The organism is Streptomyces yamdrokensis, assembly GCF_053890455.1.
This window is the reverse complement of record NZ_CM132679.1, coordinates 1081693-1104494: the sequence shown is the minus strand read 5'-3', so window position 1 is coordinate 1104494 and position 22802 is coordinate 1081693. Positions and strand designations below refer to the sequence as shown.

Annotated in this window: 17 protein-coding genes and 1 pseudogene; 10 read left to right on the top strand and 8 right to left on the bottom strand. The window is 70.7% G+C overall.

Annotated elements, in window-relative coordinates:
- Positions 1-275: 275 nt before the first annotated feature.
- The 7 genes from ACWZEH_RS04215 to ACWZEH_RS04185 all read left to right on the top strand — a co-directional run bounded on the left by ACWZEH_RS04215 (position 276) and on the right by ACWZEH_RS04185 (position 5827).
- Entirely contained in the window at positions 276-740 is a 465-nt protein-coding gene (locus ACWZEH_RS04215; RefSeq protein ID WP_456195730.1) for a prevent-host-death protein, read from the top strand.
- Between the two features lie 2 nt (positions 741-742).
- Positions 743-1093, top strand: a complete 351-nt coding sequence (locus ACWZEH_RS04210) for a hypothetical protein (RefSeq protein WP_076094230.1) — start codon at positions 743-745, stop codon at positions 1091-1093.
- 959 nt (positions 1094-2052) lie between these two features.
- The gene (locus ACWZEH_RS04205; protein ID WP_456195728.1) at positions 2053-2655 is read left to right on the top strand and encodes an SLATT domain-containing protein; all 603 of its coding nucleotides are present in this window, start codon (positions 2053-2055) and stop codon (positions 2653-2655) included.
- Positions 2652-3965, top strand: coding sequence for a nucleotide-binding domain-containing protein (locus tag ACWZEH_RS04200; RefSeq protein WP_456195726.1), 1314 nt, complete (start codon positions 2652-2654; stop codon positions 3963-3965). Before ACWZEH_RS04205 ends, ACWZEH_RS04200 begins: the two co-directional genes overlap by 4 nt.
- 90 nt (positions 3966-4055) lie before the next feature.
- Positions 4056-4256 (top strand): hypothetical protein, encoded by a 201-nt coding sequence (locus ACWZEH_RS04195; protein ID WP_456195724.1) that lies wholly within the window; start codon positions 4056-4058, stop codon positions 4254-4256.
- Between the two features lie 38 nt (positions 4257-4294).
- On the top strand, positions 4295-5209 hold the full coding sequence (locus ACWZEH_RS04190; RefSeq protein WP_456195722.1) for a hypothetical protein: 915 nt from the start codon (positions 4295-4297) through the stop codon (positions 5207-5209).
- Between the two features lie 324 nt (positions 5210-5533).
- The gene (locus ACWZEH_RS04185; protein ID WP_456195720.1) at positions 5534-5827 is read left to right on the top strand and encodes a DUF4277 domain-containing protein; all 294 of its coding nucleotides are present in this window, start codon (positions 5534-5536) and stop codon (positions 5825-5827) included.
- A gap of 49 nt (positions 5828-5876) precedes the next feature.
- Here ACWZEH_RS04185 and ACWZEH_RS04180 read toward each other — a convergent pair.
- Positions 5877-6596, bottom strand: a pseudogene (locus ACWZEH_RS04180) (IS6 family transposase).
- A gap of 55 nt (positions 6597-6651) precedes the next feature.
- Here ACWZEH_RS04180 and ACWZEH_RS04175 point away from each other — a divergent pair.
- The gene (locus tag ACWZEH_RS04175; RefSeq protein WP_456195718.1) at positions 6652-6813 is read left to right on the top strand and encodes a hypothetical protein; all 162 of its coding nucleotides are present in this window, start codon (positions 6652-6654) and stop codon (positions 6811-6813) included.
- Positions 6814-6879: 66 nt separating this feature from the next.
- Here the strand turns inward: ACWZEH_RS04175 and ACWZEH_RS04170 are convergent, their stop codons facing one another.
- On the bottom strand, positions 6880-7524 hold the full coding sequence (locus ACWZEH_RS04170) for a TetR family transcriptional regulator (RefSeq protein WP_307790966.1): 645 nt from the start codon (positions 7522-7524) through the stop codon (positions 6880-6882).
- 139 nt (positions 7525-7663) lie between these two features.
- Between ACWZEH_RS04170 and ACWZEH_RS04165 the strand changes: the two genes are divergently transcribed.
- Both ACWZEH_RS04165 and ACWZEH_RS04160 read left to right on the top strand, forming a co-directional pair.
- Positions 7664-9160 (top strand): MFS transporter, encoded by a 1497-nt coding sequence (locus ACWZEH_RS04165; RefSeq protein ID WP_456195716.1) that lies wholly within the window; start codon positions 7664-7666, stop codon positions 9158-9160.
- A 217-nt stretch (positions 9161-9377) separates the two neighbouring features.
- Positions 9378-10613 (top strand): cytochrome P450 family protein, encoded by a 1236-nt coding sequence (locus ACWZEH_RS04160; protein WP_456195714.1) that lies wholly within the window; start codon positions 9378-9380, stop codon positions 10611-10613.
- Here the strand turns inward: ACWZEH_RS04160 and ACWZEH_RS04155 are convergent.
- The 6 genes from ACWZEH_RS04155 to ACWZEH_RS04130 form a co-directional block, all read right to left on the bottom strand.
- Complete coding sequence (locus ACWZEH_RS04155) at positions 10567-13386, bottom strand: ATP-binding protein (protein ID WP_456195712.1); 2820 nt, start codon at positions 13384-13386, stop codon at positions 10567-10569. The genes ACWZEH_RS04160 and ACWZEH_RS04155 overlap by 47 nt on opposite strands.
- A gap of 247 nt (positions 13387-13633) precedes the next feature.
- The gene (locus ACWZEH_RS04150) at positions 13634-15727 is read right to left on the bottom strand and encodes a HelD family protein (protein ID WP_450679568.1); all 2094 of its coding nucleotides are present in this window, start codon (positions 15725-15727) and stop codon (positions 13634-13636) included.
- A 560-nt stretch (positions 15728-16287) separates the two neighbouring features.
- Positions 16288-17802, bottom strand: a complete 1515-nt coding sequence (locus ACWZEH_RS04145; RefSeq protein WP_456195710.1) for a hypothetical protein — start codon at positions 17800-17802, stop codon at positions 16288-16290.
- On the bottom strand, positions 17799-18623 hold the full coding sequence (locus tag ACWZEH_RS04140) for a glycoside hydrolase family 16 protein (protein WP_456195708.1): 825 nt from the start codon (positions 18621-18623) through the stop codon (positions 17799-17801). The genes ACWZEH_RS04145 and ACWZEH_RS04140 overlap by 4 nt, the downstream gene beginning before the upstream one ends.
- A gap of 16 nt (positions 18624-18639) precedes the next feature.
- Entirely contained in the window at positions 18640-21729 is a 3090-nt protein-coding gene (locus tag ACWZEH_RS04135) for a non-ribosomal peptide synthetase (RefSeq protein ID WP_456195706.1), read from the bottom strand.
- A 94-nt stretch (positions 21730-21823) separates the two neighbouring features.
- Positions 21824-22651, bottom strand: a complete 828-nt coding sequence (locus tag ACWZEH_RS04130; RefSeq protein WP_456195705.1) for a hypothetical protein — start codon at positions 22649-22651, stop codon at positions 21824-21826.
- Between the last annotated feature and the right edge of the window lie 151 nt (positions 22652-22802).

Here is a 22802-nt window from a genome sequence, read left to right as displayed (position 1 = left end):
GCCAGGTGGGCGGTCCTGTGGGGGTACGCCCCCCGCTCGACACCACCCGTACACCAGCCCCCACCAGGACGGATGAGTTTGTCGGCAGGCGCAAGGTAAGCACCTCTGTAAGTGCGCGCCCCATCTCGACGATCGACCGGCTGTGAGTTCGGGTCTGACTCAAGCATCAAGGAAGGCTGAGATCTGGCATCGGACCGCATCCGGAGGTCGAGTCTGGCGCACGCACTCTGCGGCCTCCACTAGACTTCCGAATACGTTCCGAATACTATGGATCCATGACCATAGCAGCAGACCTCCCCGTGGCGACTCGGCGCTCCTCGGACCTGAGCAAGCACTCCGCCGAGGTCTTCGCCGAGGCCGAGGACCACCCCGTGACGGTGACCCGGCGCGACGGCGAGGCTCTGGTCCTGATGTCGCAGCGCGAGGCCGAGGGCCGTGCCCGCTTGCTGCACTTTGCCGCGCAGCTCATCACCGTCACCCTCGACGACCGCGGCTCGCTCGCCGAGCGGATGTCCAAGGCCTTCCCTTGGATCCTCGCGCTGTCGCCGGCCGACCGGGAGTCCTGCGCGCAGGACCTCGTCGATGCGGCGCGCGCGTCGTTCGCCACCGATCAGCCGCACCTCGCGATCGCAGAGCTGACCTCCTGGAAGGAGACGGCCACCGCCGTCGCGGCCGGGCTCAGCAGCGGCAGCGCCGGTCTGGAGTGGTTCGACGACGATGAGACCGTGGAGCGTCCGTAGCCGTGGCGGCCGCCAGGAAGGGCGAGCTGGTTCCTCGCCCTCCGAAGAAGATCGAGTACGAGATCCGCTTCGCCACAGCCGACGCGCAGAAGGGTTGGCGCGACCTCGTCGCGACGATCCGCAACCCCATGACGGAGACCTGGGACTTCCTCACGCGGACGCCACTGTCCACGACGCCGACGAACTATCGGCTCAAGGGTGAGCTCGGCGTCATCGAGCGTGGCGGCGCGACCCATGAGCGGTGGCAGCACAAACCGACTGCGAAGGGCACCGCGCGCATCTGGTTCTACGTCCACGAGCGCACGGTCTTCCTGGAGCAGGTGCACACGAGCCACCCGAACGAGACGAAGTAGGCGCGCTTCGCAGCGTCGCACATCGTCGGTGAGCGCGCATCCGATGGGGATGATCGCTGTGTGGCTGCCGCGACCGGGGACTGGGAGCGCGAACGCGAGAGGAGGGTGACCGCACCCCGTGCAGCCGGTGCCGAGTACCGCTCCCACGGCCCGCAGCCGTCCGGTGTGGCGCTCCGTGTCCACGAGGTGCACTGGCCTGAGAGCCTGCCCGGCGCAGGATGGTGACGATCCGGTCGACTTGCGACTGTGGCAGAGGAGGCGCGCCGTCGGCCTTGGCGGCTCCCGCCTTCCGGAGGTCCTCGAGTACGACCGGAGAGGCCGGGTGGCGCGGTCATCGTGTTCGCGAGGCGCTCTGGTTGTCGGCGGGCTCTACGCTCACGGTCGTGCGTGCCAAGTGTCGAACTGACCGTGGTACATCGCTGCTGTTCTCGGCTGTGTCGCCTGCTGCAGCTGATGAACCCAACAGTTGCCTCCTTCCTCAAGTACGAGCCGCTCTCGACTCGTCAGCCGAACGCGTCGGTTTCGCTCAGGACGACTGGTCTTCGTCTGCCCGCAGCAGCGCTGCCATGCCCACCCATGACTGACGAAGCCGGTGCCAAGCGCGGAAGCTCGGCCTGTGCGGCGAGGAGGAGGAGCTGAAGGCCGAGGCCTTCGAGCCGGGAGGACGCCATCGCCACAACCTCCTGCGCGAATGGGCAACGAGCCTCGCTCTCGCCCGGGCCTGGAGCCTCGCGGGGCCGCCGCGGAGAGGGAAGGCGAGCGGCTCCGCGGCATCGTGTCCACCGCTCTCCGCTACTCGCGCGAAGCAGGAAAGGACCGCAGGGCGGGCCGGATCGAGCGCGGCCTGAACGGGAGGGAGCTCGAGTCGGTCGGAGTGTCAGTGGTCGCCGCCATACTCAGAAGATGTGCAACTGACTTTCAGGCGCATGTCCTGGAGTCCTCGACCGAGTAGGAACGAATTGACACCCGAGAGCGACGCGGTGCCTGACCGCGACCCGTACCTTCTGGCGCAGATGCGAGAGGCCTTCGGGCGCGTGGTCTACAGCCACAAGACCCATGAGAAGCAGGCGGACATCTGCTTCACCAAGCACCGGTGGCAGCAGGGCGTCCTCATTGCTCTCACCGCGATCGGCTCGGGCACCTTCCTCGCCGCGGTGGTCGGCCTGCTCGGCAACGCAGTGCTGACGAGCCTCGCGACCTCTTCTATCGCGCTCCTGGTCAGCTGGATGAGCCTTGGGACGAAGACCTTCAAGTTCGAGGAGGAGTCCGAGGCCCACCGCGGCATCGCCTCTCGGCTGTGGGACGTCCGGGAGTCCTACATCTCCCTCATCGCCGACCTGATGTCCGGCACCGTCTCCAACGCGGAGGGCCGAGAGCGGCGGGACGAGCTGCAGCAGGCGGCGCGCGACGCGTACGCCGACGCGCCCAGGACGAGCAGCAGGGCGTTCGCGCGAGCCCAGGGCGGGCTGCAGAACAACGAGGAGATGACGTTCACCTCGCGCGAGATCGACCTCTTCCTCCCGGAGGCGCTCCGGCTCGGCGAAGGCGAGGCATCACGATGAAGACCTCAGAGATCTTCGAAACACTGCTCAAGAACCTGAAGGTCGGGGAGACGGCCACGACGGTCGCCTCACGGCGGGACGAGATCACGAAGGCGCTCAACAAGGACTTCCGCGACAAGCACGGCTGCACCGACTACAAGCTGATGGTCGGATCGTTCGGTCGGCACACCGCGATCAAGGGAGTGTCCGACCTCGACATGATCTTCATCCTCCCGCCCGGGATCCGGTCGAGCTACGACGGGGACACCGGCCCGCGGAGGATTCTCGAGAGGGTTCGCGACGACCTCAAGGCGCGGTACAAGAACACGGAGATCCGCGTCGACCAGTGCGTCGTCCGAGTGCGGTTCACGTCCAACGCCTTCAAGTTCGAGGTCCAGCCGGCATTCGAGAACGCCGATGGCAGCTTCGACTACCCGAACACGAAGGCTGAAGGCTGGAAGGTCACCAAGCCACGCGAGGAGATCGCCGCGACCAAGGAGTGCAACGACCGCACCTCGACGAACATGCGCCACCTCGCCCGGATGGCACGGGCATGGAAGAACGCGAACGGCGTAAACATGGGCGGCCTGCTCATCGACACCCTCGTCTACAACTTCTTCGACCAGACCGACGACTACGACGCAGCGGGCACAGGCTCGTTCGACCTCATGGCCCGCGACTTCTTCGAATTCCTCAAAGATCAACCAGAGCAGGAGTACTACCTGGCGCTGGGCAGCCGGCAGCAGGTCCACGTCAAGGCGCAGTTCCAGCCGAAGGCGAAGAAGGCGTACAACCGATGCCTTGAGGCGATCGCGGACGAAGGCAAGACGTCCGCCAACAAGAAGTGGCGCGAGGTCTTCGGCACGTCGGTGCCGCTGGCGAAGAGCGCGAGCGAGTCGTCCCGGTCGTTCAAGGACACCGAGGAGTTCATCGAGGACGAGTTCCCGGTCGACGTGTCCGAGACCGTGTCCATCGATTGCGAGGTCACGCAGGCCGGATGGCGTCCGACCTGGCTCCGCGTGATGCGTCGCGGCGGGATCCTGCTCAAGGCCGACAAGAGCTTGAGGTTCGTGGTCACCAACTGCTCGGTCGGGGAGCCCTACACACTCAAGTGGAAGGTGCTCAATCGTGGTCCGGAAGCAGAGCGGCGGGACAAGATCCGCGGCCAGATCGTCGAGTCGAGCAAGCGGGGAGTCCGCATCGAGCACTCGGACTTCAAGGGTGAGCACGTCGTCGAGTGCTACGTCGTCAAGGACGGGGTCGTCGTCGCTCGGGACCGGATCGACGTGCCGGTCAGCAACACGAGCGTAAAGACGGCGAACGTCTCGTAGGGAACGGATCCTCGGAGCGAGACGAGGCCCCGCCGAAGGAATCTGCCGGGGTCTCGTCGCATCAGGCGCATCCGCCTGTTGGGTTGAAGTATGAGCAGTTCTCTCGCTGCCATGTCCGAGTGCCTGCTCAACGCCGAGATGGCCTTCGCGGGCAAGTGGTACGGCGTTCGCTGCGCTGCTGAGCTGCGTTCCGAGGATCCCAGCAGGTTCGCAGAGCAGATCGTCTGCCTGCTCCGCGGCGAAGCAGATGCCGCGGAAGCGGAGTTCCGGCGGCTTCGAGACCTCGGCTGAGGCTGGTTCTCCGTCGGACGCTTCCGGAGAATGGTGTCGTGGAACGGCGGATTGACTTCTGGCGCGAGCGGCAGATGCTCTGTGGGCGCTGCGATCATCGGTGGCTCGTCGATCTGGACTGGATCGATCGGTGGGAGCAGGCGAAGGAGACCTGCCCCGGCTGCGGCATGGCCTGCGGGCACGAGGACTCGCCTCGGGTGACGCTCGACTCCGGCGACCCGGCGCTCGACGACGACAGGGTCGCGCAGTTCTCCTGGTACCACACGAGCACGCAGGCAGACTGGCCGACGCGGGACTTCGACCCGGCAGCCGTCTCGGCTCCCGAGACCCGCAGGATGGTGGGCGGAGAGCAGCGGGTTTCCGCGTGGGCCGCGCGTCAGCGGGCGAAGGCCCTCCACGTCGGTACGTACGAGGCCGCTGTCCACAATATGCTGCGTCGGATCCGCGACCAGGCCGACCAGCGCAGCCAGTTCTATGTGTATCGGGTCCGTCTGAAGCCGTCCGTCGTGGTGCGGGAGGGGTGGCTCGTCGACCCCGGCAACTTCGTCGGCGACGTCGTGCTCGACGAGGTCTGCCCGCCAGGCGTCGACGCCGCCCGCTACCTGAACTACCACGAGGATCCGGGAGGGCTCTCGCTCGCGCTGGGGAGGGGCGCGATCGCCAGCGTTCAGCGGATCGCGGTTCCGCTCCCCGGCACCTGGGATGGCGGCTGGGTGCGCGATGCCGTCGCGGCCCTCGAGGGCGCGAGCGGCATCGCCGTCCCGGCGACGGCAAGCTGGCCCGCTTCATGCGGCCGCCATCGTCGCGAGCCGTCCTGGGCCGAGAGCTCGGTGCGTCCCTGGCTGGCAGACTGCCGGTCAACCTCCAGGACCAGTTCGCGTCGGCTGCGGCGTTCGCGGAGGGAGAGGATCCAGAGCAGTGGGCGCGACGGACCAGCGGCCTGTTCGATCTGATCGACGATCCGACTCGCGCGCTGGCCGCGCTCGACCAGCAAGATCCCCGGGAGGTCTGAGAACGGCCTGTCCGCTCCTGAGGGGCAGGAAGCCCGGAGGCCGCTGTTGGTCTTCCAGATTGGCGCCGCCCTGAGTCGGGAGAGCGGGAGCAGGGGCTTTGGGGTTGGCTGCCGTCGCCGAGCAATCAGGTCGAGCTCTGCCGCCCTTGCCCGACCCGCAGTCGCCGCATCCAACCGCTTGGTTTGAGGACCGTCTCGTAGACGGCCCGGAGTGTCGTCCGGGCGGACGGAACGCCCTCGCGTGGAGGTCGTGGTTGAGTCCGTGGTGACCAAGCGGCTGGGCGCTCTGCCTGTCGCTGCCGAGTTTCTGCGTCGGCTGGACGTCGCGGGGATCGTCGACGGGCTGCGGCCACCGGATTCGCGGGCGGACCTGACGCACGGCCAGGTGATCGAGGTACTGGTGGCGAACCGGCTGACCGCTCCCGCGCCGCTGTTCCGCGTCGGGGACTGGGCGTACTCGTGTGAGGCCGTCAAGGGTCTTGGTGGAGGCCGATGCGTGTCCCGGCTGGTGCATCGACGCATCTCATCGGTGGGCGTTGTCACGTTGTTGGCTGTGTGACTGCCTGACGGTGCGTCGCGGCGTGGTGCAGCTCGGTTCCGGGCTGTGCTCAGGCAGCGTTGGCGAGGCCGGCGACGCCGGTGATCTGCTCCCAGATTGCGAAGCGGATGCTCATCTCGGCTCGGTGGGCGGCAGCGGTCATCAGGTGTCGGCGGGGCCGGAAGTGGGGCGAGATACCGCTGAACGCGGACAGGAACCGCTGGGCCCCGCCCACGGAGCGGAAGCCCTTCATCGCCCGTTCACGCTGTCTGGTGGGCTGGTGGCTGTTCTCGGCTCGGTTGTTGAGGTACTTCGACTGACGGTGCTCGACGGAGGGCATGACCTCGCGGTGGGCGGCGCCGTAGGAGCGGAGCTTGTCGGTGACGATCACCCGCGGCACCGCGTGCGTCTTCTTCATCAGCCGGCGGAAGAAGCGCCTGGCCGCGGCCTTGTCCCGCCGGTTCTGCACCAGGATGTCCAGGACGTTGCCGTTTTGGTCGACCGCCCGCCACAGATACTTCTGTTCTCCATTGATGTTGATGAAGACCTCGTCCAGGTGTCATGTGTCACCAGGCCGGGGCTGCCGCCGGCGCAGCGCGCCTGCGTACCGCTGCCCGAACTTGGCGCACCAGCGGCGCACCGTCTCGTAGGAGACGGTCACGCCGCGCTCGAGCATGAGTTCCTCGACCTCGCGGAAGCTGAGCGGGAAGCGGTGGTACAGCCACACACAGTGGGAGATGACCTCGACCGGGTACCGGTGCCCCTTGTGCGACAGCGACGCGCTCCCCACGGACGACCCTTCCCAGGCTGATCAACCAGAAGGTCATCCCATCCAGTCAACCAATGTGACAGCGCCCCCGGCCGACATGGCCTCCCAGGCGAAGGCCTTCCGGGAGCGCGGCACGGACAGCATGGACCGGCTCGCCGACTACATCGAGCGCCACAACAACCTGCCCCGGCAGGAGCCCGGCCACGGTTCGGATCAGCCCGCGCAGGGGACGGGCTGACACGCCGTAGGACGGGAGCACGACGAAGGCGCCGCCTCTTCGGAGGCGGCGCCTTCGTCGTCGTTCCTACTTCCGCGGGGCGACGCCCGCCAGGCCGTGGCGCAGCAGGGCGTAGGCGTGGTCGGCGTCGGCGACCGCCTCGGGGTGGACCTCGTCCGCGGACCGTCCCGCGACGATGCGCCGCCAGTTCACCGACGCCAGGATGCGCTCGGTAGCGATCACCTGGCCGGCCAGCAAGGCCGCGGTGATCTCGCGGTCCGAGTCGAGCGCGCCGGCCAGGGTCTCGGCCAGCGCGTCCTCGGCCTGGGCCAGGTACTTGCTGACGCGCGCCACCAGGCTCGGCGTGGAGTACACGAGATGGTGAAAGGCCAGGACGTCCTCGTCGTCGTTGAGCCCCGTGATGGGGTCCCGGGCCGCCAGCCCGTCCAGGAAGTGCTGGTGCAGCGCGTCGATCGCGGACACCCCGGGCGGCCGCTCGGCCACGACGCTGCTGGCCACCGTCTGGTGGTCGGCGAAGCGGTGGACGACCAGGTCTTCCTTGGTGGGGAAGTACTTGAACAGCGTGGGTTTGGAGACCTCGGCGACCGCCGCGATGTCGACGACCGAGACCTGGTCGAACCCGTGCTCCAGGAAGAGAGTGATCGCCGTGTCGGAGATCGTCTCTCGCGTTCGCTGTTTCTTGCGCTCCCGCAAGCCCATCGGCGCATTCACCAGGCCATCCTAGCACATCCCTTACCGGGGCAATCAGGTGACCGAGTCTGTGAATTGACTTGGTTAAGAAATCTGCTCTAGTGTCCGCCGCGGAAGACGGACGGGCTGCCGCCCGCGCTGACGGAAGGACGGGCAGGACATGGCACAGGCAACAGCGGCCTCCACCGAGAGGTCGGTGCGCTACCGGTGGTGGGGGCTGGGGGTGATTGCCCTGGCCCAGCTGATGGTCATGCTGGACATGACCATCGTGAACATCGCCCTGCCCTGGGCCCAGCAGGACACCGGGATGTCGGACGCGAGCCGGCAGTGGGTGGTGACCGCCTACACTCTCGCCTTCGGCGCGCTGCTGCTGCTTGGCGGACGCGTCGGCGATCTCGTCGGCCGCAAGCGCGCGTTCATGGCCGGGGCCGTCGGCTTCGCCGCCGCGTCGGTCGTGGGCGGCGCCGCGCCGAACGCCGAGGTGCTCGTCGCCGCCCGCGCGGCCCAAGGCGTGTTCGCCGCGCTGCTCGTCCCCTCGACCCTGGCCATGCTCGCCACCACCTTCACCGAACCGCGGGAACGCGCCAAGGCGTTCGGCGTCTTCAGCTCGGTCGCCAGCGCGGGCGGCGCCATCGGACTGCTCGGCGGCGGTGTGATCACCGAGTGGCTCGACTGGCGCTGGTGCTTCTACGTCAACGTCCCGATCGGCGCGGCCGTGGTGGCCGGGGCCTGGCTGCTGCTGCCGGCCATGCCCGCCAACCGCCAGCGGATCGACGTACCCGGCGCGGTGCTTTCCGCCCTCGGGATGCTCTCCCTCGTCTACGCCTTCGACCAAGCCGCGACCCACAGCTGGACCTCGGCCCGCGTCCTCGGCTGCCTCGCCGCCGCACTGGTGCTGCTCGCCGCGTTCGGCCTGGCCCAGGCCAAGGGGCCGGTCCCGCTGCTGCCGCTGCGGCTGGTCGCCGACCGCAACCGGGCGGGAGCGAGCCTGACTATCGCGCTGGCCATGGTCAGCCTGTTTGGCCTCTTCCTGATCCTCACCTACCAGCTCCAGGTGGTGATGGACTTCTCGCCGCTGCGCACGGGCCTCGCCATCCTGCCGGCGACCGTGGCGACCGTGCTCACCTCCACCCAGATCGCCGCCCGGCTGGTGCCCCGCGTACCGCTGCGCATGCTGGTGGTGCCGGGCCTGCTCATCGCGATGCTGGGCCTGCTGAACCTCGGCCGGCTCACCCCCGACAGCTCCTACGCCTCCACCCTGATGCCCACCCAGATCCTCCTCGGCATCGGCGTCGGACTTGTCATCTCGCCCTGCATCAGCGCCGCCACCTACCGGGTGCCGCCGCAGGAGGTCGGTGTGGTGTCCGCGTTCGTCAGCACCTCCCAGCAGCTGGGCGGCTCCATCGGCACGGCGCTCCTCAACGCCATCGCCACCAGCGTCACCGCCGACCGGATCGCCTCCGGCGGCCGCGGCGAACGGGCCGTCACCGAGGCGACCGTGCACGGCTACGCCGTCGCCAGCCTGTGGGCCGCGGGCATCACCGGCGTCGCCGCGCTCCTCGCCGGCCTGCTGATCACCATCGATCTACGCAAGCCCGCACAGGCCCCCGCCGAGCAGACCCGGACCGCGGAAGGCGATCTGGCGCCCAGCAGCTGACCCCGCCCCGAAGACCAGCAGCCGCCGGGTGATCTCCCCCGGCCCGGTGGCTGCTCAGGCCGCCCGCCGAGACTGACCGTCAGACCCGGCGGGCGGCCCCTATCAGGCCCCTACACCCCCTCTTCCGACCGTGGATCAACGCCGTCGGGGCGGGGGCGTACGTAGGCTCAGCGCGACCCGCGAACGGCCCGTAGCCGTCATTTCCGAGGATGTGCCCATGATTCAGGATTCAGCCCCGCTGGAACTCGACGACGCGTTCATGCAGGACCCCCACTCCGTGTACACGCGCCTGAACGCCGAAGGCTCGGCGCACCGGGTGATGATGCCTCCCGGGGTTCCCGTCTGCGGCGGCCTGCCGGTCTGGCTGATCACCGGCTACGAGGAGGTGCGCTCCGCCCTTGCCGACCCCCGGCTGAGCACCGACCTGAACAGGACGGACCGGCTGTTCGCGCAGAACGAGCCCGACCGCAACAAGCGCGGCGCCTTCTCCTCCGCTCTCGCCACCCACATGCTGCACTCGGACCCGCCGGACCACACCCGGCTGCGCAAGCTGGTCAACAAGGCCTTCACCAGCCGCGCCATCGAGAAGCTCCGCCCCGAGATCGAGCAGATCACCGGCGAACTGCTCGCCGCGCTGCCGGACGACGACACCGTGGACCTGTTGGACGCGTTCGCGTTCCCACTGCCGATCCGGGTGATCTGTCTGCTGCTGGGCGTGCCGCTGGAGGAGCAGGAGAACTTCAAGTCCTGGTCCAAGGCGCTCGTCTCCGGCGACTCGCCGGCCGCGACCGCCGCCGCCTCGACCGCGATGATCGAGTACCTCGGCGAGCTGATCGAGCGCAAGCGCCGTACGCCCACCGACGACGTCCTCGCCGCCCTGGTCTCGGCCCGTGACGTCGACGACCGGCTCACCGAGACCGAACTGGTTTCGATGGCCTTCCTGTTGTTCATCGGCGGCCACGAGACCACCGTCAACACCCTCGGCAACGGCACCCTGCACCTGATGCGGAACCTGGACCAGTGGGAGGCGCTGCGCCAGGACCGCTCCCTGCTGCCCGGCGCCGTGGAGGAGTTCCTGCGGCTGGAGAGCCCGCTGAAGCACGCCACCTTCCGCTGCGCCACCGAGGACCTGCGCATCGGCGACACCGAGATCCCGGCCGGCGACTTCGTGCTGCTCGCACTGGCGTCCGCCAACCGGGACCCGGAGCGCTTCGGCGATCCCCACACACTGGACGTCCGCAGGCCCACCGGCGGCCATGTCGCCTTCGGGCACGGCATCCACTACTGCCTCGGCGCGCCGCTGGCGAGGATGGAGGCGCAGGTGGCGTTCGGCGCCCTGCTCAACACATACCCCGCCATGCGTCTCGCCATCGACCCCGACGACGTGCGCTGGCGCACCAGCACGCTCATCCGCGGGCTCCACTCACTGCCGGTGCGGCTGAACCGCCCATAGAGTCCAGCCCTTGCGGCAGTTCGTCACGGCGGGACAGGTTGAGCTTGCGCAGGACACGCGTCATGTGCTGCTCGACCGTGCTGACCGTGATGAACAGCCGGCGCGCGATCTCGCGGTTGGTGTGCCCCTCCGCCGCGAGCGCGGCGACCCGCAACTCGGCCTCCGACAGCACGTCGTGCACCTGCTCGGACGCCTCGTGCCCGGCCGCGCAGGCCCGGCCGTCGGCCGCCCGCTCCGCGTCGGGCAGCAGGTTCTGCGCGAGCGGCTCGGCATGGCACTTCTTCGCCATCCGATAGGCACGCCGTACGATCACCCGGGCCCGGTTGGACTGCCCCAGCAGGTGGTAGACGCGGCCCAGATCACCGAGGGCGTGCGCCAGCAGCAAGTCGCTGCCGGAGTCCTGGAGTTCGTCCACCGCCTCCCGCAGCGCCCGCAGCCGCTGCCGGGGTTCCATCGTCGAGGCCAGCAGCCGCAGGGCGTTGCCGTGCACCCTCGGGCAGCCCTTGTGCCGGGCCAGTTCCTCCCGCAGATAGGTGACGGCCTGGTCCGGCTCGCCCAGCCGCAGCCGGGCCTCGGCCACCCCGGTGCGCCACGGGATGAGCGTGGTGTCGCCCACCCCCCAGCTCTCCAGGGCCTTCCCGCAGGCCAGGAAGTCACCGAGAGCCGCCTGAAGACGCCCCGTGGCCAGATGGAAACGGCCCCGGGCGTACAGGTAGTGCTGGCCGAACAGCGTCTCGAACACCGCCTCGGGCACCGGCCGGCTCAGCCGGGCCCGCGCCTCGTCGTAGCGGCCCATCGAGGTCAGCGCGAACACCGAACTCGCCAGCGGCATACCGATGCTGAGCCCCCAGCCCCGCGACGACATCCGGGACAGCGCCAGTTCGCTGTGCTTCTCGGCCTCCAGCAGCCGGCCCTGCCTGATCAGGTTCGCCGCCCGCAGCGAGGTCAGCAGCGCGTCCCAGGTAGGGATGTTCCACTCCCGGGCCGCCTCCAGCAGCGTGGTGCACCAGGCGTCGACCTGTTCCGTGCGGTCGGCGTAGTACAGCGTCATCAGCCCCAGCGGAATGGTCTCCAGCGTCGGCGTCAGACTGGACATCTCCAGCACATGCGCGGCCCCGACCACCGCGGGCTCCGGCTCACCGCCCCGCAGGACGACGGACAGGGCGGTCGCCGCGTGCAGACGCGGCTGCGCGGCGATCGCCGCCGGGGCGATCTCGTCGGCGACATCCATGGACACATCGCCGAACATGCGCCGGTGGAACGGCGGGCACAGCACGGACAGCCATTGCTGCAGCGCCCTGACCTCCTCCACGCCCTGCTCGCCCGGATCGTCGGCCAGCTGCCGGTCGACCAGGCGCAGTACGTCCGTGGCCTCGTCCACATAGCCGTGCCACACCAGGTTCTTGATCAGGGACATCGCCCCCGAGGTGGCCGTCAGATGCCCGGCCTCCAGAGCCTCCTTGAGTTCCGGCAGCCGGCGCATGGCCTTGGCCGGGTCGACCTGCCAGGCGGACAGGGTGCGCTCGAACAGGATCGACGCCCGCAGCGGCCCGTCCGGGCAGATGGCGTGGGCCAGGTCGAACAGCCGCATCGCCTTGGGGAACTCGTCGTGGGCGAGCGCTTCGGCCGCGGCTTCCCGAAGCAGTGGGGGTGCCCAGGATTCCGCGATACCTCCCGCCGCCACGATGTGCTCGGCCACCGTGGCCGGATGCGCGCCGTTGTCGTGCAGCAGCACCGCGGCACGCCCATGCAGCCGGGCCCGTTCCTCCGCGGAGACCGCACCGCACAGCACCGTGCGCATCCTCGGATGGCGCAGCCCCGGGCCCGCCAGCAGGCCCGCCTGGGTCAGCTCCTGGAAGAGCCGGGTGGGCGGACTGGTGCTGTTGCGATCGAGCAGCGCCGTCAGGGCGTCCGGTCCCAGCACCGCCAGATGCCGGGCGAGATCGGCCGCGGGCGCGCTGACGCGGTGCACACAGTCGGCGACCGCGGAGTCGAACATCTCCCCGGCGACCGGCCGTGAAGCCGCCGCCTCCGTGCCGTTCAGGGCATCGCGCGTGTCCTCGATCAGCGCCTGCGCCAGCAGCGGGCTGCCGCCGCTCGCCGCATGGAACTCCTCGGCGTCGGCCTCGTCCACCGGCACGCCCAGCCGGTCGGACAGCAGCAGCCGGATGTTGTCCGTGGTCAGCGGAGGCACCCGCAGCTGATGGAAGCCGGGCTGGCGGGCGAACTCGGCGCGCGCGGCGGAGTACGGAGGCAGGGCACCCGGCCGGTCGGTGAACACCGCCAGGACGCGCGAGGCGACCATACGGCGGGCCAGATGGCCGAGGCAGCCCAGCGACTCGGGGTCCGCCTCGTGGAGGTCGTCCACGGCGAGGATGAGGGGCTGCTCGTCGGCCAATTCCATGACGGCCGCGCAGAATTCGTCCATCGACTTGTCGAGTTCGCCTTCCGGGGCGCGGGTGACCGCCGCGAGGCTGCGGCCGACGGCCGCGAGAGTGTCACTCGTATGCTGTGAGGCTCCTTTGAATCGTCCCGTGTGCCACAGGAGTTGGTGGACGACGCCCCATGCGTTGGAGCGTTCCCTCGGTGAGCAGGCCGCCCTCAGGACGAGCGACCCGGATTTCGCCGCGTGCTGGGTGAATTCATGCAGGAGGGCCGTCTTGCCGACCCCCGCAGGGCCACTGACCAGGGCGATCGGACCCGCTCCGCGGTCGCGTGCGGTCAGCAGGTCATGCAATTGGGTGAGTTGTATGTCCCGTCCGACGATGGACATCCGCAAGATGCTCCCTAGGGTGCCGAGGCTTCGGTATGTCTTCAGCCATCCTGCAACTTCAGGAAGTCCACAAAACGATCAGTGACTATAGCCACAGCAATTTGGCGCAAGTGTGACCGTCGGGACCGGAAATCCGGCCAACATCCGATCCAAAGGCAATGATCCGCCGTGGAGTTCGTCAAGCAGCCGTAAAAAAATGCGGCCCGGGGGAGTCCCCGGGCCGCACATCTCGGTCACATCGGCGTGGTCAGGCGACGAGCGGCTCCGGCAGCGGCCGGGCGTGCAGGACGTCCAGCCGGGACACCGCACGCGTCACCACGACGTAGAGCCGGTGCAGTCCGCGCGCCTCGGACTCGACGATCGCGGCCGGCTCCACCACCACGACATGGTCGTACTCCAGGCCCTTGACGACCGTCGCGGGCAGCACGGTCACCCGGGCGGCCGTGCCGACCTCATCGGCGGTCGCCGTCTCGATGCCCGCCTTGCGCAGCGCCGCCGAGGTCGCGGCCACCGCGTCGTCGGCTGCGATCACGGCGACCGACCCCTCGCGGTCGAGCGCCGCACGCACCGCGGACACCGTGGCGGCCGCCATGTCGTCGACCTCGCTGACCGTCAACTCGCCGTCATGGCGCAGCGAACGGGCCGGCGGCAGATCCACACCGAGGGCCCCCACCAGCCGGTTGGCCAGCTCCATCACCGCCGCCGGAACACGGAAGCCGGTGGTCAGCGGGACGACCGTGGCCTGCGCCTTACCCAGATACGTCAACTGCTCCTGCCAGGACCGCGCCGACCAGGGCGCCGTCGCCTGGGCCAGGTCGCCCAGCACCGTGATGGACCCGAACGCGCTGCGGCGGGCGATCGCCCGGCACTGCATGGGCGACAGGTCCTGGGCCTCGTCCACGACCACATGGCCGAAGCCCTCGGGGCGCTCGATGAGCCCCGCGACCTCGTCGAGCAACAGCATGTCCTCGACCGACCAGGTCGCGCTCTTCTCCGACCGCGGCGGCTTGGCCCACAGCAGCGCCCGCTGCTCGGCCGCGTCGAACACGCCGTCCGCCGCCTCCTCCATCACCGCCGGGTCGCTCAGCAGCGCGGCCACGACCTCCTCCGGCCGCGTCACCGGCCACGCGGCCTCCAGCAGCGCGGCGACCGGCTTCGAACGGCCGATCTTCCGCGCCCAGGTGACACTCTTCGGCCCGGCCCGCCGCTCGGCCTGCTGCTGGATCAGCGTCACCACCCGCGAACGCACATGCTCGCGCCCGACGCCGTACGGCACCCCCATGCCCCGCACCTCGTCGATGACGCGGGCCAGGTCGTACGAGTCGACCCGCCAGCGGTACGACCCGTCGGTGACGGCGATCGACTCCTCCGGGTGCCTCACCCGGGCGTACAGGGCCCGCTCCAGGACGGTCGCCATCCGGTCGCTGTGTTTCAGCACGCCCACGTCCTCCCCGTCCACCCGCTTGACCGGGTGCCGGGCCACCACGTCCTCCACCGTGAGCTGGGCGATGTCGATCTCGCCCAGCGACGGCAGCACCTCGGAGATGTAGCGCAGGAAGGTGCGGTTCGGGCCGATGATCAGCAGACCGCTGCGCTGCAGCCGCTCCGGGAACGTGTAGAGGAGAAACGCCGCGCGGTGCAGACCCACGGCGGTCTTGCCGCTACCCGGCGCGCCCTGCACGCACACCGACTCGTTCAGTTCGCTGCGGACCAGGTTGTCCTGTTCCGGCTGGATGGTGGCGACGATGTCACGCATCGGGCCGAGCCTGGGCCGCTCGATCTCGGCCGCGACGATCGCGCTCGCCGCGTCACCGTCGCCCTCGCCACGGGCGTGGTCGAGGTGCTCGTCCTCCAGTCCGGTGAGGTCCTCCGGAGCGCCATGGCTCCAGGGCGCCCAGCCGAAGCGCCGCCGCACCGCGACTCCGCGCGGCTCCAGGGCGCTCGCCTGGTAGTAGGTGCGCGAGACCGGCGCACGCCAGTCGATCACCAGCGGCGGTGCGGCCGGGTGCTCCGAGACCCGCCTGCGGCCGATGTAGTACCGCTGCCGCCGGTGGTCCCCCGCGTCCTCCGTGTCCTCGAAGTCGAGCCGGCCGAAGAACAGCGGGCTGTCGGGCTCCTCCGCCATCTGCCGTGCCCGGGTGCGCAGATAGCGGCCCAGCGCCTCGGCGCTCGCGCCGTCGCCCGACACGTCCTCGCCCGCGACGACCTGGCACTGGGCATCGTCCACCTGGCGGGTCATCGCCTCGCGGCACATCGCGACGTACGCACGCTCCAGGGCCAGCTCGTCGTCGAGTCCGACGGCCTCCTGGGTGCCGTACGTGTCCTGGACGTGTGACGTCATCGATCGACCTTTCCGAAGTGACGGTCTTGCGCGCCGCCCGGCAGGACCGGTCGGCGAATTCCGGGTCACAGCATAACTGAACCGGGTTAATAGACTGGCTGAGTTGTGTTATTGGCGGGGTGGGGGAGGGCTGGGTGCTGATCGGTTCCCCGCCGGGCCCGGACCTGGGTCAGCGCCGGCCGGGCCTGAGGCAACGCCGAGCTGCGGCCTGGGTCGTCGCCGGGCGGCGAGGTGGGGCACCGAGGGGTCGTGACCTGGGGCAGCCCTGGTGGCGCATGATCCCGTTGGGTCGTGCCCCTGGGTCAGCGCCGGGACGGCGCCTGTGGCACCGAGGGGCGAGACCGGGGAACGGCCGGGCGGTCTCCGCCGGGCCGCGGCCTCGGTCCGCGCGGGTGCCGGCCGAGATGGCGGCATCGGTGCCGCGCCGGGCGGCGGCCTGGGTGCCGCGTCGGTGGGGGCGGCCTGGGCGCACCGAGGGGCCGCCACTTGGGTAAGGGGCGGCCGGCGCCTGGTCTCCGCCGGGCCGTGCGGCCCAGGGCCGGGCCCGGCGGAGGCCGCGGTCATCGTCGGGCCGCGAGCAGGGCTCCCAGTACTGCCGCGCGCACCAGGTGGGCGGGTGCGTAGAGTTCCTTGCCGATCCACAGCGGGGGGTGGCGTTCCACGTTCAGGCCGTGTTCCAGGAGGAAGGCGCAGCCCCGTTGCACGGCCTCGGCCGCCTCCTCCGAGGGGGTGTCGGCGGTCAGTTCCAGCAGGGTGCGTACCGCGTAGGCGGTTTCCTCGGCTGTGCCCTCCCAGCGGCCCCAGGAGCCGTCCTCGCGCTGTTGCTCCAGGAGCCAGGCCACGGACCCGCGCAGCGTGTCGGCCGTGTCCGGGCCGACATACCGGTGCAGGGCCAGGGCGCAGCGCATCGTCGCGAAGTAGGGCGAGGCGTGCCATTTGTCGGACCAGCTGCCGTCCGGGTGCCGGTGGTTGCGCAGCCATGTCGCGATCCGGGCCACGGCGTCCCGGTAGCGGTCGGCGTCGACAGGATCGCCGGCCAGATGGCAGCCCAGGGCCTCCAGGATGTGGGCGTTGGTGGTCGTGGAGGGCTCGTGCTCCGGGATCGTGGACATGAAGTGGCTGCCCGCGTCGTACTGCCACAGGTACGCGGGCTCCTGGGGTGCCCCCAGGTGGGCCAGGGCCGCGAGGACGATCGCGCTGGTCTCCGCCTCGTACGCGAATCCCGGCGCGGTGGGGGCACCCGACCGGCCGACGTCGCCCGGCAGTTCCTTCAGCAGCGGGGCGAGCACCTCGCGCGGCACCCCCGCGGTCGCCAGGTTGCCGGCGATCCACGCGCGTTCGTAGAAGACGAGCGAGGTCATCGCGGCGACCCGGCCGCCGCCCTGCTCCTGGGCCCGCCGCAGGAAACGTAGCGAGGGATGCGTGGGATCGGCCGGCTCGCGCGGGCCGAGCCAGGCCGCCGTGGCGGCCGCGGAACAGCCGACGACCCCGTCGACCGGCTCCATCACCGCGGCACCGACGGCCGCCGGGCCGACGATCTCCAGATAGTGACCGGCGAGCGGATTGCGCCAGGCGCCGCCGCGCAACGCGCGCAGGGCGTCGTCGGTCAACCCGTGCGGCAGCGCCAGCGGTTGAGCCGCCGCGTCCCCGAGGACGGCGAGACGGGCGTTGACGCCCTCCACCAGGGCCGGGATCAGCATGAAGAACACGACCGTCGACGGCACCGGCCGGGCCACCAGAGCGGCCGCCGCCGCGAGCCCCCGACGCGCGGCCTCGGCGAGACCGGCACGCGGCAGCGGCGGCGTCTCGCCCTCCCGGCCCAGCACGGCGAGCAGCGCCTCCGTCGCACTCAGCGTCGGCACGAGGGCGTACCCGCCGGGCCCGGCCCAGCTGCCGTCGGGCCGCTGCTCGTCCAGGAGATGACGGACCCGGGCGGTGTCGCCGTCCAGCCAGGGGGCCAGCGGCACCAGCCGGGCCGTCTCGTACACCGAGGGACCCAGCGCGCCGGTCGGATCGTCCAGCACCCGGTCGACCAGCTCCGCGACGAGCGCGTCGAGATCGGGGCCCGCGGTCACGCCGGGATCTCCTCGGAGACGGTGATGCTGTCGACGAGCAGCGACGACGGCAGCGTGGAAGGGTCGGGGTCGCCCGGCAGGACCGGGCCGCCCGGGCTGCCGATGATGATCGCCAGACAGAAGTACACCGGCTGGTCGAACAGCCAGCCCTTCGGGGTGGTGTCCTGCGGGGTCAGCCGCAGATACTCGCGGCCGTCCAGGTACCAGGTGATCGAGTCGGGGCCGCGCCGCCAGACCGCCGAGTAGGTGTGGAAGTCCTCGCTGAGCGCACTGCCGTCCTCGGTGGTGGTGCGCGCGCCCATGCCGAGGGACGGGATCTGGTGGCACTCGGGGGAGTGCACGGCACCCCACACCGAGTCGGGCTCCGAGCCCAGCGCCTCCAGGACGTCGATCTCCCCGGCCCGGTACCAGGCCTGCACCGGGTCCTCGTCACCCCGGTGGCGCAGCTGAGTGCCCCACGCCCACAGAGCACAGTCCAGGCCGGGGCCCGCCGCGGTCTTCACCCGGGCGTCCAGGCGCAGCGCACCGCCGGGACGCGGCACGAAGTCCTCGCGCAGGGTCTCCAGCCACGCCGCCCGGTACTCCCCTTCCTCATGCGTGGCGGTGATCCTCAGATGCCCGGCCCCGTCGAGGCCGACGTTCGCGGGGTCGTCCGTGTGGAACTCGATGCCGGCGCCGAACGGCTGCCCGGTGACGACCTGCCACAGGGCGGGGTCGGGCGGCGAACCGGCCGGCCCGTCGAAGGTGTCCTGCCACAGGACCCGCCACGACGACGGCGGTACGGTCCCGGCGGACGGGGCGGTGGCGTGCTTCTGGTTCACGGTCTCCATTGCGTTCTCAGGCTCCGGCTTCGAGACGCTCGGCCATGGCGAGCGGGGTGGGATGGGCGAACAGGTCGGTCAGCCGCACCGGCACGCCCAGCGTCTTCTCGATGCGCTGCACGAGCTGCGCGCCGAGCAGCGAATGCCCGCCGCTGTCGAAGAAGTTGGCGTCCGGGCCGATGTCGGTCCGGCCGAGCGTGGTCTGCCACAGCGCGAACAACTGCCCGGCCGTACCCGACTGCGCTTCGGGCACGGCCTCGGCCGCCGGACTGCGCTCGGCACGGCGCTGCTCAGCGAGACGGGTCAGCGCGAGATGGTCCCGCTTCTCGTTGGCGGTGGTCGGCAGCGACTCGAGCACCACGATCTCCTGGGGTACGGCGGCGGAGGGCAGCAGGGACCGGGCATGAGCCGTGAGCCCGGCGGCGTCCAGGCCGTCGGGGGACTCCACGAAAGCGACCAGGGCCGCGTCCGCCCCGCCCCGGCCGACCACGACCACGGCGACATCCCGCACGCCCGGATGGCCGAGCAGTACCGCCTCCACCTCGCCCAGCTCGATGCGATGGCCGCGCAGCTTGATCTGACGGTCGGTCCGGCCCAGCAGCTCGACAGTGCCGTCGGGCCGCAGCCGGGCCAGATCGCCGGTGCGGTAGTGGCGCCCGTACACGGGATGGTCCGCGAAGCGCTCCGCCGTCAGCTCAGGGCGATTGTGGTAGCCGAGCGCGACACCTGCCCCGGCGATGCACAGATCGCCCTGCACCCCGACCGGCAGCTCCCGGCCGTCCGGGTCGACGATGAACACCTGGGTGTTGGCGATCGGGCGGCCCACGTCCACGCGGTCCACGTCGGCCGGCACCGGGCCCGAGGTGGACCAGATGGTCGTCTCGGACGGGCCGTACACATTGAGCAGCGAGCCGCCCGAGGCGGCGAGGGTGCGGGCCAGCGCGGGCGGCAGCGGTTCCCCGCCGCAGACCAGGCGCCTGCCCGCGAGCCGGCCGTCGGCCGCGTCGGCGACGACACGCCAGGTCGTCGGGGTGGCCTGCACGATGCCGACGGCGTGCGCGACGACCTCGCCGAGCAGGGCACGGCCGTCGGTGCGGGCCTCGTCGGAGGCCACGACCAGCCGCCCGCCGCAGACCAGCGGCAGGAACAGCTCCAGCGCGGAGATGTCGAAGGCGAACGTGGTCAGCCACAGCACGGAGTCCTCCGCGGTGACCTTCAGCTTCTCGGCGAAGTGCTGCACCACATTGCCGAGGCTGCGGTGGCTGATCAGGGTGCCCTTCGGCTTCCCCGTCGAACCGGAGGTATAGATCAGATACGCGCAGGAGTCCGGATCGGGCCCGCTCGCCGAGGTGTCCGGGAGCGGCCCGTCCTGCCCGACCCGCTCCAGCGGCAGCACACGCGCCCGGACCCCCTCGGGCAGCTCCACGCCCGGCGCCGTGAGCACGGCCCGCGCCCCGGAGTCCTCCAGGACGTACGCCAGCCGCTGCACGGGGTGCTCCGGGTCGACGGGCAGATACACCGCGCCGGTCAGCCACACCCCCAGGGCCGCGGCCGCGAGTTCGGGCCCGCGGGGCGCCGCGAGCGCGACGATGTCACCGGCCCCGACACCGGCGTCCGCGAGGACGGCCCGGGTGTGTTCGGCGGCCCCCCACAACTCGGCGTACGTCGTGCTGCGGCCGCCGCTCACAACGGCAGACGCGGATGGCGCCAGCGCCACCCGCTCCCGCACCGCCGTGAGCACATCGGCCGGCTCCACCGGGCGCGCGGTGTCGTTGGAGGCGACGAGGACCGCCCGGTCGGAGGGACCGGCCAGCGGGAGTTCGCCCATCGGCAGGTCCGGCCCGGCCGCGGCCGCGAGCAGCAGCGACTCGAAGCGTTCGAGCAGGCCCTGTACGTCCGCCCGGTCCAGGACCTGTGTGTAGTACGCGGCCCGGATGGTCACCCGGTCCGCGGAGGACAGGAAGAAGAACTCGAGGTCGAACTTACTGAACCCGTTCTCCACCGGCAGCCTGCGGGCCGTGGTGTCCGCGAGCGGGAAGGTCGTACGGCCCTCGTCGGGAACGTAGTTGAACAGATGCCGGAAGACGGTGTTGCGCCAGGAGGCGCCTCCGTCCCTGCGCAGTTCCGGCGTCAGGACGTCGACCGGGACATCGGCGTGGGCGACCGCCCCGAGGAACGCGTCGCGGGCCGTGCGCACCAGGCCCCGGAAGCCGCCGCCGAGGTCGACGGGGATGCGCAGCGGCAGGGTGTTGACGTGGTAGCCCACCGCCCTGGACGCCTCCCGCGCACGGACGTTGACCGGAGTGCCCACCACCAGGTCGGGCCCCGCGCCGTGCCGGGCCAGCAGCAGCCCGTACGCGGCCAGCAGCACCACGGCCTCCGGCGCGCGCAGCTCCTTCTGCAGCCGGCGCAACACCTCGGTCGCCCGCGGGGACAGATCTGCGGTGACCTGGTCGCCGGTGAGGGTCGGCTCGGGCAGGTCCTCGCTGCCGCACCACAGGGCGAGCCCGGCGGCATCGGCCCCGGCCAACTGCCCGCGCCAGTACTCCACGGCGGCGGGCCGGGGAGCGGGCTCCCGGTACGGCGGCTGAGCGGCCAGCAGTTCGGCGGGCGGTTCGCCGTCGGCGGCCAGCGCCGTGTACCCGGCGGTGAACTCGTCCAGCAGGACCGCGCCGGAGACCGTGTCGAAGACGAGGTGATGGACGGCGAGACAGAACGCGTCACCGTCCGCGCACCGCACCAGCGCGGCCCGCACCAGCGGCCGCCCGTCGATGTCGAAGGGCCGCGCGATGAACTCGCCCACGACAGCGGCGACTTCACCCGGCTCCGCCGCCAGCTCCTCGACCTCGATCCGCAGGGCGTCGGCGTCGAGCACCTCCTTGGTGAGGCCCGCCTCCTCCTGCCGGAACACCGTGCGCAGGGCCTCGTGCCGGCGCAGCAGCAGCTCGACCGTGCCCTGGACCGCGGGGCCGAGCAGGACCGCGTCGGCCTGGAGGGCGACGGAGAGGTTGTTGACGCCCTTGACGGGCACCAGCTCGTCCAGGAGCCAGAGGGCGTGCTCCTTGCTGTCGGCCGGGAGGGACCGGGGTTGCGTTGCTTCTGGCATTCCAACCGTTCCGTAGGTTCGCGTCCGTGGATTCGCGTTCGTAGATGCGCGAAATTCGCCTGTGGGGTATGCGAGTGCGGAGGCGCCTGGCCCCTCAGCCGCGCGTCTCGGTGCCGAGCAGCTCGGCCACCGTGCGGGTGACACCTGGGTCGCGCAGCAGATCGACATGCGGGACGTCGACGCGCAGCTCCCGGCCCACGGCGATGTCCTGCCCGGCTCCGCGGGAGCCGTTCAGGCCGCTCGTGGGCGACGAGGAGGTAACGACGACGGCCTCCCGCCACGCCGGCAGGGGGTCGATCTCCGCGGCCGCGATCAGATAGCCCACGAACGACGCGAAGACCGCGGTGAACTCCTCCTGCCGCTTCTCGTCCAGCTCCAGCCGGTCGAAGACGGGCTTGGCGGTACGCCGGTACACATCGAGGAGTTCGGCGCCCAGCGGCGCCATCTCGGTGTGCTGCTCATGGGCCCGCCGCGCCTCGGCCGCCGCCTGCGCGGTCTCCTCGTCGCTCAGCAGGGTGGACATGGAGTCGAGGACCTTGTGGAACTGCGAGTAGAGCGTCAGCGGGCCGGACTGCTCGGGGTCGAACAGCACGAGCGCGGGCGCCCGGCCCTGCCGTTCGGCGATGCGCTGCGCGATCGCGCCCGCGTAGACGCCGCCGACGCAGAAGCCGAACACCGCGCGGACCGGGCGGCCGTCGGCGGCCACCTCCTCCAGCCACCGCTCGACGGGACCGGCACCACCGGCGCCGGTGCCCGCCTCCTGGGGAACGGTCTCCCAGATCGAGAAGGGCAGGCCGGCCAGACCCGCCGCGAGATCGGTGAAACGGCCCTCGGCGCGGCCGGTGGCGTCGAAGTCCACGGCGAGCACCAGCTCGTGCACGTCCGCGTTGCCGAGAACCCGCCACGTCTGCGGTTCGGTCATGGTTCGGGCTCCCCCAGGTGCAGTGGAAAACAGCGCGTTTGTGGTCGTGGACGCCGCTTCGGGCGAGGGTGTTGAATTAGCGGTCACGCTATGTGCGCCTCCCGGCCCGGATAACCCCTAGCCGACCCCTTGCGACCCCAGGCCGGTGCGG

Coding starts and splice junctions, on each gene's coding strand:
- ACWZEH_RS04215 (WP_456195730.1), top strand. CDS start 276: ATGACCATAGCAGCAGACCTCCCCGTGGCGACTCGGCGCTCCTCGGAC.
- ACWZEH_RS04200 (WP_456195726.1), top strand. CDS start 2,652: ATGAAGACCTCAGAGATCTTCGAAACACTGCTCAAGAACCTGAAGGTC.
- ACWZEH_RS04195 (WP_456195724.1), top strand. CDS start 4,056: ATGAGCAGTTCTCTCGCTGCCATGTCCGAGTGCCTGCTCAACGCCGAG.
- ACWZEH_RS04165 (WP_456195716.1), top strand. CDS start 7,664: ATGGCACAGGCAACAGCGGCCTCCACCGAGAGGTCGGTGCGCTACCGG.
- ACWZEH_RS04160 (WP_456195714.1), top strand. CDS start 9,378: ATGATTCAGGATTCAGCCCCGCTGGAACTCGACGACGCGTTCATGCAG.
- ACWZEH_RS04155 (WP_456195712.1), bottom strand. CDS start 13,386: ATGTCCATCGTCGGACGGGACATACAACTCACCCAATTGCATGACCTG.
- ACWZEH_RS04150 (WP_450679568.1), bottom strand. CDS start 15,727: ATGACGTCACACGTCCAGGACACGTACGGCACCCAGGAGGCCGTCGGA.
- ACWZEH_RS04135 (WP_456195706.1), bottom strand. CDS start 21,729: ATGCCAGAAGCAACGCAACCCCGGTCCCTCCCGGCCGACAGCAAGGAG.
- ACWZEH_RS04130 (WP_456195705.1), bottom strand. CDS start 22,651: ATGACCGAACCGCAGACGTGGCGGGTTCTCGGCAACGCGGACGTGCAC.